Origin of the sequence: Labrys sp. WJW (assembly GCF_001676615.1) — a bacterium.
Classification (GTDB): Bacteria; Pseudomonadota; Alphaproteobacteria; order Rhizobiales; family Labraceae; genus Labrys; species Labrys sedimenti.
The window spans coordinates 55,537-71,148 of sequence record NZ_LYXZ01000014.1; the positions used below are offsets into that span (position 1 = coordinate 55,537).

At 61.4% G+C, this 15,612-nt stretch carries 17 protein-coding genes; all 17 read right to left on the reverse strand.

Annotation, left to right across the window (positions count from 1 at the left end):
* Nucleotides 1–3: 3 nt before the first annotated feature.
* The gene (locus BA190_RS09285; protein ID WP_068285477.1) at nucleotides 4–1,059 is read right to left on the reverse strand and encodes a phage late control D family protein; all 1,056 of its coding nucleotides are present in this window, start codon (nucleotides 1,057–1,059) and stop codon (nucleotides 4–6) included.
* A 3-nt stretch (nucleotides 1,060–1,062) separates the two neighbouring features.
* Nucleotides 1,063–1,293: a tail protein X gene (locus BA190_RS09290; protein ID WP_068285479.1), complete on the reverse strand. Its 231-nt coding sequence runs from the start codon at nucleotides 1,291–1,293 to the stop codon at nucleotides 1,063–1,065.
* Nucleotides 1,290–1,712 (reverse strand): phage tail protein, encoded by a 423-nt coding sequence (locus BA190_RS09295; RefSeq protein ID WP_068285482.1) that lies wholly within the window; start codon nucleotides 1,710–1,712, stop codon nucleotides 1,290–1,292. Before BA190_RS09295 ends, BA190_RS09290 begins: the two co-directional genes overlap by 4 nt.
* Nucleotides 1,713–1,720: 8 nt before the next feature.
* On the reverse strand, nucleotides 1,721–4,345 hold the full coding sequence (locus BA190_RS09300; protein ID WP_068285484.1) for a phage tail tape measure protein: 2,625 nt from the start codon (nucleotides 4,343–4,345) through the stop codon (nucleotides 1,721–1,723).
* 127 nt (nucleotides 4,346–4,472) lie between these two features.
* A complete protein-coding gene (locus BA190_RS09305) occupies nucleotides 4,473–4,874 on the reverse strand; it encodes a hypothetical protein (RefSeq protein WP_068285485.1) in 402 nt (133 codons plus the stop codon).
* A gap of 65 nt (nucleotides 4,875–4,939) precedes the next feature.
* Nucleotides 4,940–5,479, reverse strand: a complete 540-nt coding sequence (locus BA190_RS09310) for a phage major tail tube protein (RefSeq protein ID WP_068285488.1) — start codon at nucleotides 5,477–5,479, stop codon at nucleotides 4,940–4,942.
* 76 nt (nucleotides 5,480–5,555) lie between these two features.
* Nucleotides 5,556–7,073 carry a phage tail protein gene (locus BA190_RS09315; RefSeq protein ID WP_068285489.1) on the reverse strand — a complete coding sequence of 506 codons (1,518 nt, stop codon included), beginning with the start codon at nucleotides 7,071–7,073 and terminating at the stop codon, nucleotides 5,556–5,558.
* A gap of 79 nt (nucleotides 7,074–7,152) precedes the next feature.
* The gene (locus tag BA190_RS09320; RefSeq protein WP_068285493.1) at nucleotides 7,153–7,758 is read right to left on the reverse strand and encodes a hypothetical protein; all 606 of its coding nucleotides are present in this window, start codon (nucleotides 7,756–7,758) and stop codon (nucleotides 7,153–7,155) included.
* Entirely contained in the window at nucleotides 7,755–8,186 is a 432-nt protein-coding gene (locus tag BA190_RS09325) for a hypothetical protein (protein WP_068285494.1), read from the reverse strand. The genes BA190_RS09320 and BA190_RS09325 overlap by 4 nt, the downstream gene beginning before the upstream one ends.
* Entirely contained in the window at nucleotides 8,183–8,668 is a 486-nt protein-coding gene (locus BA190_RS09330; protein ID WP_068285496.1) for a hypothetical protein, read from the reverse strand. The genes BA190_RS09325 and BA190_RS09330 overlap by 4 nt, the downstream gene beginning before the upstream one ends.
* On the reverse strand, nucleotides 8,668–8,823 hold the full coding sequence (locus tag BA190_RS35840) for a hypothetical protein (RefSeq protein ID WP_156771439.1): 156 nt from the start codon (nucleotides 8,821–8,823) through the stop codon (nucleotides 8,668–8,670). The genes BA190_RS09330 and BA190_RS35840 overlap by 1 nt, the downstream gene beginning before the upstream one ends.
* Nucleotides 8,813–9,151 carry a hypothetical protein gene (locus BA190_RS09335; RefSeq protein ID WP_068285498.1) on the reverse strand — a complete coding sequence of 113 codons (339 nt, stop codon included), beginning with the start codon at nucleotides 9,149–9,151 and terminating at the stop codon, nucleotides 8,813–8,815. The genes BA190_RS35840 and BA190_RS09335 overlap by 11 nt, the downstream gene beginning before the upstream one ends.
* Nucleotides 9,152–9,161: 10 nt before the next feature.
* The gene (locus BA190_RS09340) at nucleotides 9,162–9,698 is read right to left on the reverse strand and encodes a hypothetical protein (protein ID WP_068285499.1); all 537 of its coding nucleotides are present in this window, start codon (nucleotides 9,696–9,698) and stop codon (nucleotides 9,162–9,164) included.
* A gap of 126 nt (nucleotides 9,699–9,824) precedes the next feature.
* The gene (locus BA190_RS09345; protein ID WP_068285504.1) at nucleotides 9,825–10,352 is read right to left on the reverse strand and encodes a hypothetical protein; all 528 of its coding nucleotides are present in this window, start codon (nucleotides 10,350–10,352) and stop codon (nucleotides 9,825–9,827) included.
* Between the two features lie 22 nt (nucleotides 10,353–10,374).
* On the reverse strand, nucleotides 10,375–11,022 hold the full coding sequence (locus BA190_RS09350; RefSeq protein WP_156771440.1) for a hypothetical protein: 648 nt from the start codon (nucleotides 11,020–11,022) through the stop codon (nucleotides 10,375–10,377).
* Between the two features lie 23 nt (nucleotides 11,023–11,045).
* Entirely contained in the window at nucleotides 11,046–12,335 is a 1,290-nt protein-coding gene (locus tag BA190_RS09355; protein ID WP_068285507.1) for a hypothetical protein, read from the reverse strand.
* Between the two features lie 10 nt (nucleotides 12,336–12,345).
* Complete coding sequence (locus tag BA190_RS09360) at nucleotides 12,346–15,612, reverse strand: DUF4815 domain-containing protein (protein ID WP_068285508.1); 3,267 nt, start codon at nucleotides 15,610–15,612, stop codon at nucleotides 12,346–12,348.

Genomic DNA, 15,612 nt, shown 5'->3' on the forward strand with positions numbered 1-15,612 from the left:
TGGCTACTTGCCCTTGGCCGCCGTCTTGCTTCCGCGACTGTCCTTCCCGGATTCGCCGGCTGGCTTCTTCACTGACAGCGACGTGGTCCAACCAGACCGGGAATAATTCTGTGTCACGGTGTCGATGGTGTACGTGCCGTCAACACCGGGGCGGGCGCCGATCAGGATAACGGTTGCCTCGGGCTGGGGGGCGGTGCTGCCATCCACGACGATGGTGCCGCCGCCCTTTTCCCGCTCGGACGTTTTGGCGTGCGATTTCGCCCGAGCCTTCGCCTCGTCCTTATCGGCGGCTGTAAACCGGTCGACGAATTCGGCCTTAGCGCCGTCGTCCTGGACCTGCTGCTCTTCCTCTACCCATTTGGCCTGCTTCTTGTCGTAGTGCCGAACCTTGATCGTCTTGTATCGAGGGCGCCCCATTTCGGGGCTGATATCCCATGAAATGAGGTTCACGCCCATCACCGCGGCGAACGTCGGCAAATCCTGCCCGCTTGCGCTTTTGCCTGCGTTCCTGTCGGCGACGATGGCCTTGCGCCCTACGACCTTGAAGGTGCCGCCCACCTCCCGCGCCACGCGCTGTGCGAAGGCGAGAAAGCTTTCATTCTGCATGGCCCAATATTCGCGGGTGATTTCCGCCAAGGATGGGGCGACCACGACTTCGTCAATGTCCGAATCCTTGGCGGCGTCGGACAGCACTTCGCCGATCTTCTTCTTATCCCAATGCTTTTTGCGAGGCTGCTTCGCCTTTGAATTCGTGTCAGCACTCTTGGCGGACACCGATAGCGTCATACCGCTGGACCGGGATCCCTTCGAAGTAACCTCGTCGACCGTACCAGTGAATGCGATTTGGGACGGGTTCTCATCATTCCCGAGTTCAACGGACACTGGCACGCCCTGGCGCGGCAGCAGAATCTGCCCGTTGCGATCGTCGAATTCGAATTGGCAGGTGTCTTGTGTGTTGCCGGCCTTGTCGGTGATGGTGATGTCCGTCAGGTAAGGCATGATCGCCGACGAGACGTTTTGCCCATCAATCGTGACAACGCATATGGTTTTGGTGGCCATGGTTCAATCCCACAGGCGGACGGCAGGCCGACGAGGTGTCACTACGTCGGGTGCCTCGATAGGGATTTTGAACACCGTGCCAACGGGCAGGATAGGCCCGAGGTCGGCAAGTCCTTCGTTGGCGGCAAGCGTCCGTTCCAGCAGGCCGGGCACCACGCGCTTGAAGCGCCGCCACAGAATGAGATCCACCATCAGGTTGTCACCTCGGACGGTGACGGTCTCGTAATCGGTCATTGCAACAGCCAGGAAATGGAGGCGAAGAAGTCAGGGCCGGACGGCGGCTCGTCCCGTTTCAGGGTGAGCGACGCGTCAATGACGCGTCCGACTCCGTGCGGCCCCAGATAGGTGGATTTCTCAGAGCAGCCGCCGACACAGAACCACCCGAGGGGCACGCCATCGCCGCGCATGAAGTATTGGGCGATGCCCGATTGCCGCATTGCGTCGAGATCGGACAAGCTGCCCAGCCCGCCAAGCTTTTCGGGGAACAGCTTGATCGTGATGGTGAAGCTTTCGGGGCCGTCGCCGACGAATTCGAGGGGAGGGCGACGCCCCATGACCGGTTTCTCGACGAGCCCGGCTTCGGTGGTGCGCTCGTAATCCGTGATGTTCACGGGATAGACTTCGAAGATGACGGGTCCAAGAATGGCAAGCATGGTGAGTCCTATGGCCCGGCCCCGATGCCGACGTCAGCATTGACGCCTCGCACCGCCTGGCCGCTGGTTGGCGAGCGCACAAACATTCCGTTGATTTTCTCGATGGTGGCCACAAGCTGGTTTGCCGCCGCCTGCGCCGCCTGAATGGACGAAAGGTCGATTTTCGGTGCTGCCGTCACATCGAGGGCGCTTTTGATTTCGCCGCCCGCTTGCTTCGCCTTGTCCACGTCATCTTGATAGTTCTGGCCACCAGACGACGGAGGGGTCCACCCGGCATTTGGGGCTCGAGAGACGCCGGCAGCGCCCTGCGGGTATTTCGCAGCCATGCCGCGCAATGACATGTCGGAAGTCGCGGGCGCAGTTGCCCACGTGTTCGGCCCCTCTTTATAGCCACCCCACATGCGTCTGGCGCGATCCCAAATCGACAGATTGAATTCTGCCTCGGGGTCGTATGGCTTCCCGGTTCTGGTTGTCGTGGGATGGGGAAGCTTCGGGAACAGATAGTCCATTCCCTCTTGCCCAGCCGCCAAGATGGCAGCACCCACGCTTATGCCGGCGGCTACATTCCATTTCCCACCCTTCTTGCCGCCCTTCGCGCCGCCTGCTGCATCAGCAGCGCCACCGGTAGCAGCTGCGCCCTGCAGAGCCCTCGCGGCTACCGTCAATTCACCGGCCGCCGCTGTCAGGGCAGTGGCTGATTTGAATTCCAGTAGGTTGTTTACGAGTCCCCAAGCGCCTGAGAACTCGGCAACCTTGCTGGCTGCCAATCCGGCGGCGCTGCCGAACGCCAACAGATTGGGATTGGCTTCGGCAAGCCCTTGCACAAATTTCCCCGTGGCGTCGGTAATATTGGTGAGGAATCCGCCTGTCCCGGAATTGTCGAGGGAGCGGCCCACAGCCGTTTCGAGGTTCTTCACCGCACCTTCAAAGCGGGAAACTGCACCGTCGAAACCGCCCATACGCTCATCAGAGACGGACTTTGCGTAGCCGTCCGAATGATTGTTGAGTTCGTCGATCATGTGCTTGAAGGTCTTGGAATCTCCAAGCGCGGTAGCAATGCGGCCGCCCTGCTTCGAACCGAATACGGCGTTTGCAAGGGCGAGGTTGCCCGCAATCTTCGGCATCAGATCTTCAATGAGGGCGTTGATATCCACGCCGCGCATCGAGGCATCGCGGAACCGGTTCGCCATACCGGCAATGCTCTTCTTGGCCTTGGCGTCGTCGCCGTCGAGATTGTCAGCCAGGACACCCATAACGGCCGGCGTGAATTTGGCCGGGTCCGAAATCATCGACTTGTCTTCGAAGATTTTCTTAAGCCCGGCCCGGGCCTCTTCGTTGAGCGCCACGCCGTATTGCGCCGCCACGTTCTTGACGAACGGGTCCACCTCGATGCGGTCGGGGTTGCGCTGGTAGTTGGAATAGTCCAGCCCGTTGGCGAGCATGGCTTCCTTCGCGCCGCGGGTCGGTTTCTGCCCGAAGGCCATGAGAGCGCGGAAGGCAACGCCTGCCTCGTCGCCGCCGATGTTGGCCTTTTTGCTGATAGCGCCGAACGCCAACAGGTTTTGTTCGCTGATACCAGCCATGTACGCCGGCGTGCCGCCATACTTGTAAATCTGACGGATATCCTCGGGCGTCATGCCGGATATTTTCGAGGCCTTCACCTGCACGTCAGCGGTCTGCCTTGCCGCCTCCGCAGCAGCCGCCACCGTCGAGACGTCCTTTTTGAAGGTGAAGATCGCGCCTTCCATCTGCTTCACAGCATCTGGCAGCGACAGGTCGAAACCCTGGCCGAGCGTGGCAGCGTCCGGCATCATGCCAAGGATGGCGTCACGCCTGACACCGCGCGCGGCAAGATCGCGCTGGGCTTCCAACACCTGCACGTCATTGTATTTGGTGGTGGCACCCATGTGGATGGCCTGGTCGATGAGCGGCGCTTGCTCCGCATCGGTGATGCCCATCACCGCCTTGCCGTACCGGCGTTCCTTGTCGAACTCGCGATAGGTGTGGCCGACACCTCGCACGGCCTCGCTTGCCTTCGCGCCGACGTACATGGCCCCACCCGACGCCATGGTGCCGATGACGGCTCGTCGGCGCTCGCGGCGGGCTTCCAATTTCGCGGCGTTCTGTTCGGCAAGGACTTGTTTGCGGAGGGCGGCCGTCGTCTGCTCGATGGCCTCTTTGACGCGGTTTTCAGCCGTCACCAGCTTGTTTGCCGAGTTCCCGAACGCGCCGAATTCTTTTTCGGCCTGCTGGATCGCGAACTTCTGGCTGCTGATGGCATCCGTGGTTCGCTTCACATGCTGGGCGGCCTTCTCATAGGCCCTCTGCATGCGCTCGGTCGGGTTCGCCGAAGCCTGCAGCGCATTGCCGAGTTCCCGAACCCGCTGGCGTGCCTTGTCATAGGTGGCCGTGAGTTCGGAAAGCCGCTGCTGCATCGTCCGAACTGAGCCGACCCGCCCCAGCTGTTCCTGCTGCTTGCGGAGTTCGTTCGTCAGCTTCTGCATGGCAGCGGAACCGCTGCCAACTTCCTTTTCCGCCTGCGAGATCTTCTTGAGGGATTCCGCCACCTTTTTGGCGTGTGCGGAAGCATCATCCTGCAGCTTGATGATCAGTTCGGCGATAGATGCAGTCATTCGAGGGGTGCCCCTGCGCCTTCCTTGAGGAGCCGCGCCTCATCCCACCATTCGATCAATTCGTGCCAATCCATGGCTCGAATCTCTTGGAGGGAAAGGCGCGGAAATGTCGCCATCACCAGGGCGGCTAGGCGTCGCCAGCCGCCGGGGACTGCGCGGGCGCCGGGGCGTCCAGGTAGCGGCGGGGCAAAAAACGGGCTGCCACCTCGTCCACCTTGTCGGCGTCGTCGACGTCGAGGATGGCAAATACCTCATCCGGAATATCGAACATGGGAAAGCGCGTCGGGGCCTTCTCGCCGCGGGATTCGGCATTCCGAACCCGGTCGGTGAAGCCTTCGATTTCCTCAACCGTCATGCGGCGTACGCCAACGCTGTAGAAGGTGGTGCCGCCGAACTCGACCGGCCATTCGAGGGGCACGGTCGTGAAGCGCTCGGACGCGCGGACGTGCGTCGGGGCGGGCGTGGCCGTCTTGGCGGTGGATTCGGGCGAGGTGGAAGCGGCGGCTTCGGACGAGGCATTTGCGTTCACGGGTATGATTCCATGTGAAAAAGGGGCGGCCGCGCGAACGCGGCCGTCGATGTCGAGGCGAATTGTCAGGAGGCGTTGGGGATCCGCAGGATGCGGTTCACGTCGGTGTTCTGGTCTTCCTCACCCGTGCGCAGGGTGTTGGTCCAGAAATCCCAATAGAAGATTTCCGCACCGTCGAAGTGGATTTCGTAGTGCGTGATCTCATTGAGAGCGTAGGAGAAGCCGAGGCCCTGGCCGCGGGTGAACTGGTCGGCGGTGGCCTTGCCGAGGCGGGCTTCGGCGATGACCTTCACCTCGATGGCGCGGCCGGTGCGCTTGTCGCGGATGACGCCATAGGCCGTATAGGTGTTCTTGAGGCGGGTCCCGAGGCCGAATTGCTTCAGCAGGTCCGGATCCCAGCCCTTGAGCTTGAACGAGAAATTCAGCTTGTTAACGCCCACCTCGAATTCGACACCGACATAGCTGCCGCCAGGGTGATGGTCGGCGTACTGCGCCTGCAGGTCGGAAAAGGTGACGTCCTCAATGGTGAGGTGCTTGGACTTCGTGGGGTCGGTGTCGCCGCAATACAGGTTGGCGGCTTCCATGAAGTACAGGGAATTGGACATAGTGCAGGCTCCAAAGCAAGGCAGCCGCACCCGATGGTGCGGGCTGCGGCTGCTGCGTTACGAGGGTGGTGGCGGGTTAGGCTGCGAGGTCGAGTTGCGACATCAGGTCAGTCAACAGCGTATCCAGCGCCGGCCGGTAACGGGCCGAACTGAGGCCGATGAAGCGCAGCGGCGCGGGTTCCTCAGCGGCGAAGCCGATGAAGATCTTGCCCTGCCGCAGCTTCTCGGGGCTGTTGGAAGTCGTATCGAACCTGATTTTGTAGCCGAGAATGTCATCATCGGCCTTCAAGTCGCGGAGCGCGAATTCCATGGTGTTCAACACCGCCTGCAACGCCTGGCCGGTGATGTTGAAGCGCCCGAGGTAATAGCGCAGCGTCTTGATAAAGATCAGGTGGATATAGTCGCGCCCGCGCACCTGGTTGTAGAACTGCCAAAGTTCGTCGGGGCTGCAGGTGTCCGTGCCGACATAGACATAGCCGCCGTCCCCGATAGCGCCATCGGTGCTGTTGCCGCGAACGACCACGCCGATGTTGTGGGAAAGCAGCGTCTGCCCCTCGTTCGCGCCATCGAGGATGGAGAACGAGATCGGACGGCTGACGCCGACGATTCCGTTGATGGGCTGATTGGCCCAAGAGCGGAAGGGGCGGCCGTTGAATTCATGGTCGCGACGAACGGCCACGCCGATGATGTAGGGCGACATCGGCACCACGACGATGTTGCCGGCCTCGTCCAGAATCTTGGCGGCCGGGTCGACCGGGATGATGCGCTTGGACGAGATAGTAGAGCGCCAAGCAATGCCATCCGTCATAGTGGTGGCCGGCCCGTCCACGACAGAAACCGCCATCAGCTGATCCAGCAGACCGCCAAGACTGGCAATGATTGCATTGGATCCGGTATCCACAGTCACCGTGGCGGTGGGAAGGGCCTTGTCGGCCGCGTTGCCGCCACCTGCGAACGTCGCCGTCACAACACCGGACAGGTTCGCGCCAACCGTGTCGATGACCACCGACACGACAGTGTCGACCGGGCCGGTCGTGCCGTCGCCCATCACAGCATGAGCGGTGGGCAGGATCTTGTTCGGGTCGCTGCCGCCGCCAGTGAACGAGATGGTGGGCGCTTCGGTCAGCTTGGAGCCGTTGGCCGTCAAACTTACAGCCGAGACATACCCAACGTTCTGGGAAGTGAAGCCGGGCACGCAGATGAGCCGCGGCGTGATGCCGAGTTCTTCACCTGCATCGAGAAGGGCGAACATGCCGGTGCGCGCATTGATGTCGCCGCGAAGATTGGCGATCGTCTGCGCGGTATTGGCTCCCGGCTGCACGCGGACAACCACCACCTGCGCAGCTACCTGCAACTGCCCAAGCTGCGCGTTGATGGCCTGAATAGCGCGGTAGATCGTGCCGGCCTTGCCCAGCTTCGCCAGCTTGCCGGCGTCGTTCGAAAAGAACGTAACCGGCTGGTCATAGGGGAATTCGGCCGCGTCGGCATCGGGTGCAACGCCGACGATGCCGACACCGCTCATGTTGGAAGTGATTGCCGGCAACGGCTCGTTGTCGACACTCGTAATCGACATGCCGAAAGTGGGCGTGCTCATAGGGCGCTCCATAAAAAAACCCCGCCGTGGCGGGGCGGGGTTGAACTAGGTGGGCTGTCAGCCGTGAGGGTTTGAACGGCTAGACGATGATGTAGACGGTGGCGGTGGCTACGGTGGCCACGGCAGGCGGATTGACCTCGGCAAACCCGGAAGGAACGTTTTCCAGCGACGAAGCAGCGAACAGGCCTGTTGCCACTTCACCTGCGCGAGTCACGGCCACAGCCGGGTAAATGGCGCCGGAAAAGGCGATATCGATGCCGCCGCTACCGGTCGCCGGATCCGGCGACGTCCCGCCGAACCACGCGTCATTGTTGGCCCGTAGCCAGAACTTCCGCAGCGTCGGGTCGACTGCGACCCAAACCTTCATGCCGTTGGAACGGGCAGCGGGGGCCGTCGAAATCTTGTTGCCGTTGAAATACAGGCCTTCGTCACCGGGCCAGAAGCCGTATCCGTTGGCTTCGCCGCCAAGATAGCTGCTGGTGTAGACACCGGCGTTGGCTACCCCTAACGCCACTTGCCCATTGCCATCGGTATCGTCGAGGCGAAGGCCGAAGACGCTTTTCGTGGTTATCGGGTCCACGGCGATGCCGCAGACTGAATATGCGGTTGCCGCCGTGATCGTTAGGTTGCCGTTACTCAACACCATCTGGGCATGCCAGTGCGTCGGATCCCACGACGTGCTCAACGCTGCACCTTCAACGCAATCGAAAGCTTGGTCGCGGCGGTGTTGCTGTCGACAATGAAGGTGAAGACGTCACCGGAAGCGACGGCGGTTGTCCAGCCCGTGAGGGCCGTTGAAGTAGCCTTCGCAGCTGCCGCCAAGGTAGGAGGGGCGCTGGCCGTAATCTTGTCGGCGACCGTAGGCGGTGCAGCCGCAAAGGTGCATTTGTAGATGTTGACGACGGCATCGCCCGACACGTCCGCGAGCAAGGTCCAATCTTTTGCCGTCCCGGCGACGGGAACCGGGATCGTCACTTTTGTGCCAGCGGGGATGACAGAACCGCCGCCGTCGAAGACGGCAACAATGGCGGCCGGTGAAACCCGCCCGACAATGGCCTTTATCTCGGCCGCTATCCGCGACGCGAGATCGTTGACACCGGCTGCTAGGCTCATGCCAAGCCCGCCTCGAAGGTGGTCACGAAATTGGTGGCCGGGTCGCCGACACCGATATTTGCGCAGGCCTGGGCCTGCTGCGGCGCGGTGAGCGTCTGCGCCGCATCGAAGCGAACCCGATTGCCGAGCGCGGTGGTCACGGTGCCGGAGAAGTTGGCATCATTGCCGAGGGCCGCCGCCAGTTCTTGAAGGGTATCGAGGGCAGAGGGGACGCCGTTCAAGATCCCGTCGATTGCAGCCGTAAGCGTCTGTTGGATTTTCGATGACGACCAAGTCGACCCGGTACTCGTCGCCCCATCATCGATACCGCTGGCGGCCGAAACCGCTGCCTTCACTTCGTTGATTGCCGCGACAAGATTGGCCTTCGCTGTTGTCGTCAAACCGGACAAGTCACCGGCATTGCCGTTGACTAGCGTGCGCACCGCCTTGAATTCAGTTGCGATACGGGTTGCAAGGTTCTGGATATTGGTGGCGAATGACATCACACGATCCCATTGTTGAAAATCAGGGTAAGGTCGGGGAGGTCATCAAGAACCGTATCCCCATCTTTGCCGGCAGGCCCCGGCGGGCCGGGTACCTCAACGACCACGACTTCCGGCTCCGACGAAACGATGACCTCGATGACGTCAATCGTCATTGGCCCATTCCTCCACGGTGACGGAGCCGTACAACGGGGATCCCTGCCAGTCGCCGACCCGCCGTTCCAGTTCGTACCTGGCAACGTTCTGCCCCGTTGGCAGCAAGCGCGTTTCCAACGGTGGGATCGTCAACCAGATGCGCCCGGTGGCGGCATCGAACGTCAGGCCGGAGCCAACCGTCTTGCGGATTTTTCCGCCTGCCCAAGTGATGATGAAGACGAAATCAGATCCGTCCATTTGGGCGGGCGTTCGGTCTTTGTTGAGGAGCACGAACCCGCGTTCGAAGGTGTTGCCCTTCCAAATCGAAATGTTGAGCCGCACTGGCATGGTTGATCACTCACGCAAGGAGGATGAGTGCCGCACCCCAGAGGGCGCCCGTCATCAGTTCCCCTACGGCGATGCCGGGGGATTTGATCCGCCAACCGATTTCGTAAGCCGCAACTTGCAGCGGCCCGAGGATAAGCCACAGCCAGCCGAAGTTGATTGCCATGGGGATCAGAAAGAGAGTGGTGCGGAACCCGAAGGCGACATGAGGATTGCCACCGGCCGCCCGAATGAAAAGCGCCTCATACCAAGAGGGCTGACGCTCATTGATGGGGCCTGGTCCACGGCCGAGTCCCTGCAGGAAACCCCATGCAGGCGTTGACCATGCAAGCCAGCACAAAGCGAAAATCAGGCTCGATGCCCAGCCGGGCAACCCCAACGTGGACACGCCGGCCGCCCAAGCCATCATGGCCACGAACGGCGCTGCGGTAATGTCGCCATTACCGGGGATGCGCTGCAGTAGCCCGACCACCCGAGTGCCGAAAAGGCCGCCGCCGCCCCGAACATGGTTGGCAATTGCGAACGCGGGGATCAAAAGCAGGCTCACCATTTGCCGATTTCCTTTGCCGTGCGCGCCCAAATGGGCGTGTCAGGCTGGCGCGTGGCGCACGACGTCAAGGCGAGCGCCAGCAACCCGCAAAGCAGGATGCGCATTGCCACTCCTATGTGTTTGAGATCAGGTGCCGAGAGTTGCGCCGGCGCGCCAAATCGCGTCGGCTTGTTCGTCGGTCATGCCGTTGGCTTCTAGGAACGCCTGAACGAAGGCGTGGTGACGATGGAAGGCTTGATTCCCGCGTAGCAGCATCGTCGCCGTGAACCGTTCGCCCTCGGGCAGCGTCGCAATGAAAGCGGCGAACGGCGCGGGCAGCGGGCCGGTAATCGCGTCCTCGGCTTCCTGTTGCGTGATGATTCCCGCGATGGCTGCGGCGGCAAAGAATTGCCAGCGCGATAGCTCCTCGGGGACGGGTGGGGGTGGGGCGTCGGCGACGTCATATTTTGTCATGACGAAGCCGGTTTCGGACATGACGTAGTAGGGCTCCCCAACCGTCACCTTGCCGGGGGGAACGACAAACGCGCCAGGAACAGCCAAGTCCACTGCAGCCAGCTCAAAAGGGGACCACAGCTGTTCGATGATGGCGGGATGCTGGATATCGTCGATCGGCTCGCCTCGCCAAGGCTGCAAGGTCGATATGCGGACAAGCATGTGCGAGTTCCAATGTTCGAAGCTAAGAAATGGTGATGCGGAGGCCACCCGTCGCACCGGCGCCGCCAGGATTGCCCGCCGTACCGCCAGCGCCGCCGGCTCCGACGACGCTTGTTAGGGTGCTGCCAGGGATGGGGGCGCCGGCTTGGCCGTAGTAGTAGGTCTTCTTGAAGTACCCGCCGCCGCCGCCAGCGCCGCAATACGCACCCGACGCGTTGAGGCCAGAGCCACCACCGCCACCGTATGGGGTTCCCGGCTCGCCACCGCCGCTGTAGCGGGCGGCGCCACCGGTGCCCCCACCAAAGCCAACGCCGCCGCTATCGCCCCCCTTGCCGCCAGGATTGGACGACGCATAGGCCCCGCCACCACGCTGGCCAGAGATATTCACATCACCGCCCGTGGCGATGCCCCCGAGGCCGCCAAGCGAACTGTTGCTGAGGGTTCCGGCTGGCGGTTGACCACCTTGCGCATAGAGCGACAGGGCGGCAACGGTCGTGTCGCCGCCAGCCGTTCCGCGCCCGTAGCTGCTAGCCGTGGTGCTGCAACCACCCGCGGCAGCGGCAAAGCCCTCAATGACCATCACGTTGTATTGCGGAACAACGTCATTGAAGGTTCCAGCTGTGCCATGTGTAATCACCTGCGGCACAACGGCCCGAAGAAAGCCGATCATTGTTGCAGTATCGCCGGGCAACATCAGTTGATTGCCTTGACTAGGTTGGCATGGATCCGCTCGCTACCCGGCGCAACCGATTCAACCTGATAATAGAGCTTGTCCCATGCATTATCGCCGGTCGACAGCGCCGGGATGACGCCATTCGCGAACTTCCAGCAAGAGGCGAAGGATAATGTTTGGCCACCCGGGGTGCCTTGGTAGATCGAGATATAACCCGTCTGGCCAGCCTTCATGCCAGTGGGGATTGCCAACGTCGTGTTGCCTCCCATCACAAACCAATGGTTGATCTTGGTGAAATCCAAGGTCAGCGAGGATGCCCATGTGGCAGGCTTGGGGGCGGCCGCACTCCAAACCTCATCGGTCACCAGCACCTTGCCGGCCACGTTGGCGGCATATTCTGCCCCGGTCGCCCAATCTTTGAACGCGGCGCTTTTTACAAGCGCGCCGGCTACCTTCAGAGTGCCAGACTTCAGATCGAAGCCGGAAGCATCCAGTAAGGCAAGCGCGGTGCCGTCCTGCTTCGTGAAATAGTGGCTGTCGACGCTGACCGTGTGCTGCGTGACACTCGGGCCGAACGATATGCCGGCGAACCCTGCGGATGCCGTGTCGTTCTTGACATAGAGGAAGCCATAGACGTTCGCCCGGCCCGTCGAAAGCTTGTATTGGGCGTTCGAATTATTCGCAGTTGCCGCGTTCCGGACTTCCGCCGAAACGTCGAAGCCACCCGACGTCTTCGCGTAAACGAGGGCTGATCCGCTTGCGGACCAACGGGCATCAAGTTCGTTTTTCACGAAAGCCGTGCTGGCGGCGCGGGTATTCGCCGTTCCCAACGCCTCGGTCGGTACGAACAGATAGCCGGTATATTGGCCGCTTACCGCATTTAGGCCGGTGAAGTTCTGTTGCGCTGTCCAGGACTGGTTAACATTCAACCGCGCCACATTCGACGACGACAAGGTGCTATCCCAATCGGCGAGGTTGTTGGCACTGACGACGCCAGGTATCCACCCGGTGGCACTCTTGATCAGAACCTGCAGGTTTGCCGCACCAGCAACGTCGACGTCGGTTAAATCGTCGAGTCCGAAGGATGCGCCGACGTTGAGCTTACCGTTCAGCGCTTCTTGCAGGCCGGGAATATCTGCAAAGCCGTGCTGGTGAATTTTCGCGGCCTTGCCATCCAAAGCCGTCAGAATAGCGCCAACGTCCTGCCCGATCATGATAATTGCAACACGGATGCGCGGAAACTCTTGCGCTACCGTGTTGGTCTCGTCGGGCGTCGGGTAGTTTCGCACCGGCTCGTGAGAGTCAGCCATCTGTCAGGCCTCAATGAGTGAAAGCGCGGAGGTCCGCGATAGAGGGCCGGGCAGAGGGGCCACCGTTCAAGGTGATCTTGAGCCGCCCGTTAAGGCCCGTGAATGCCGGCAGCTGATGGGCAGGCTCGGTCCAGCCGTCGCCAAGGGGCTGGGTTGCGCCGGGCACCTCGGGAACAGGAACCCAGACCCCATCTGAGTTGTCCATTTCGATGGTGGCGCCGGAACCGGCCGGGATAAGCTTGGCAAATACGGCATCGAGGGTGACCGGGTTGCCAGCCGCCCACGCCTTGGTGATGTACGTTCCGGTGGGACGGATCCGCCCGCAGATGATTTGAACGCCGGGGTATAGGATCGGCGAAATGTTCGTACTGCCTTCTAGGACAGCCCGAACCTTCACGTGTTCCGTCACGTACTCAGCAAAGGACCACGTCTGGCCCGGCATGAGGGCAATCACCTCACCCGTTGCCCGCACGAATTCGAAGTGAAAGCGGGCATCTTCCGTGGGGATATCGACGGTGCCACGGATAGTGATGTCGGACACCTGATCTAGGTCGCCGGCCCACAATTCGACGGTCAACGTCGTCGAGGTATATTTCGCCGCGACTTCTTCGAAGCAATGGTCGGCATCCAGCATAACCAGCCAGCTGGCCCGGTTCGACGACGAGAAGAGGTCGCCAATCGTATAGGGCTGCGCTGCAATGCGCTGTTGCGTCACCGGGTCGACATCGCCGAGCTTGGCGATTGCGACGGCATGCTCCGCATCGTCGGTAAGGATGACGTTGCAGAACAAGTCGTTATCCACCAGATAGATCGGCGCGCCGAAGCGAGGCTTCACCGGAACGCCAATGGTGACGGTGTTCATGTTGATGAATGCTTCGGCCATCACCTCTTGCGTCGGCTCGCCGTTGTCCATCGTGGCCAACTGCACGCGCACGCCCTTGGCCCGGTTGCCGATCTCGGTGAACTTGAAGTTCAAGCCGATGATTTGGCGAGGCTCGGGAACGGCGAAGGACTGTGCGAGCGGGTCCTTGCTGCCGCCACGCGTCGGCTCGCTGCCTGTATTGATCGACGTGTTGGGCGTGCGAACCACCGTCGTTGTCCGAACGACGTTGGTCACGTTGGTGATGTTGTTGATGATCGTCACCGGCGGGGGCGCATCGCGGCTGATGAGCGTCACCATGCGTGCCGTCACGACGTCAATGTCATGGTTGCCCACATAGAGCGCCTCTGCGAAGGTGTCGGCGGCTCCGGTGGCACGAACGCGAGAGGTGCCAACAGGGATATTGGGCGGCACGGTGATGTTCACGACAAGCACACCGTTCCCATCGGCAGTTTGCGTCCCGGCCGGCTTCACGTCGATGCCGGCAAACGTCAGCGTCGCGAGATTCTCACCGGCGCCGAAACCGTTGATGGTGCATTTCACCGGGATCTCTCGAATGAACGACCCGGTTTCCTGCGTGGTGTCCTCGACGACCGTTAGGGTTTGCTCACCCGGCGGCTGTCCTGGCGCGGCCACGAATTCTTGCGTGATGGGCGACAGGTAATTTGTGACGGTCTCTTTCCAATAATCCACATTCGGCTCGAGCCGGAGTTCTGCCGGCATCGAATTGAAGTTGGCATGCGGATTGATTTTCATGCTGCTTGAGGCAATCGGCTGGCTGATTACCACTTCTTCGGTGTAGGGCAGCGTCACCAGATTGTTGCCGACCGGGATGATTTCGATCAGGTCGACCGCCAGCTGCAGCACCCCGCGGTTCACGGCTGCCGTCTGCGGCGCGCCCTGGTCGCGGTAAAAGTCCGTCGTGAAATTGTCAGTGAAGATGCCGCGCTTGGCGACTGGTGAGGACGCGGCGATCTTCGAAAGAGACGCCTGCCGGTCCAACGTCGCAGCCACCGCGAACAGAAGCGCTTTCATACGCGCAATCTCGTCCTGCGACGTCCGGCGGGTCCCGTTGTTGTTCACGACGGGAAGAGACATCCACGTGTTGGTCACTTCCGCCAGCTTAAGAAGGCCATAGGGCGGCTGGGGAGCCATCAAGCTTTGGCGCGTCGAGATACCCTTGACGTAAACGGGCAGGCCGAACCGGTCTAGGCAGACGAGGTCCACGCGTGGCAGCTTGGAGGTGTAGAACACCAACACCGGTTGCCCATTGACGCCGCCCGTCACCTTGATCGTCGTCGGCGTAACCTCGTCCGGCAGAACCGGGGAGTTGTAAAGATAGGTGACGCTGTACGTGCTGGCAGCGGCGGGTTCGGCACCGCCAGGTGCCCAAGAAACGTTCCCGTTCGAAAGCACATAGTCGGTATTGCCGGCGAAGGTGGTAGCCCCCTGCGTGATCTGCTCAATGGCGACAACGGACGAAAACTGCAAAGCATCCGTCCCGCCCGGCACGGGGCCGCGCACCACACTTTGCGTCGTGCGCTTGACTATCACCACGGAAGAAACCGCCGCAATCGGCGGGCGCTGCACGGTGATGGTGTGTTGCCCGCCGGTGGGCGAAGTCCACATCGAGGTTTCGGCCGCGACGGTTTCGACGTCGAATTCCTCTGGCACGACGAGAGGCAGCGCGCCATAGCGGATCTTCTTGTAGCCAAGAATATTCGCCTCGCCAGCTGCGATGGAAAACACCTGTCCTTCGCCGCGGTTGCCGATTGCCTGGACCATGTTGCCAGATACGATGTAGTGCCCAGCAAGGCCGTAATCGTAGCCAGCTATCAGGTTTTGAATACCAGACAGTGCAGACGGCGGGGTTTGGTCAATGACGGTGCCGCGCTGCAGGAAATACACCTGATAGAAGGCACCCGGCTGGTTGTCGTTCTCCAGCGCCCACACGAGGGATTCGATTACACGGGCGCCGATAGGTTCATTCTCGGCCTCTGTGCCCGGCCCAAGCCCTCGCAGCGACGGATCGTCTTCGTGCGTGATGGTGGTGGTCTGCAGGCGAACACCGATCTGCACATCGCCCGTCATGGGGACGTCGTGGAATATGGCTGCGCCGACCGGGCGCACGTCGCCATTTACGAAGACGGTTCCCGACGACAACGTGACGGTTTTCGAGACGGCATCAACGATGATGTCGCAACCGGTCTGCCTGTCGCCATCACGGGCCGTCATGTTGGCGACGCGCTGGTTGCGGCGCATCTCCATGGTTGCGCCTTCATTGAAGGTGGCGCCGTCGACGAAAGACCGTTCGGAGAACAGGGCGCGCGACCAATTCGGATTGGCCGGCGCACGGTCATAGGTCATCGGCGGGGCGCCCGCGACTTCGAATGGCAT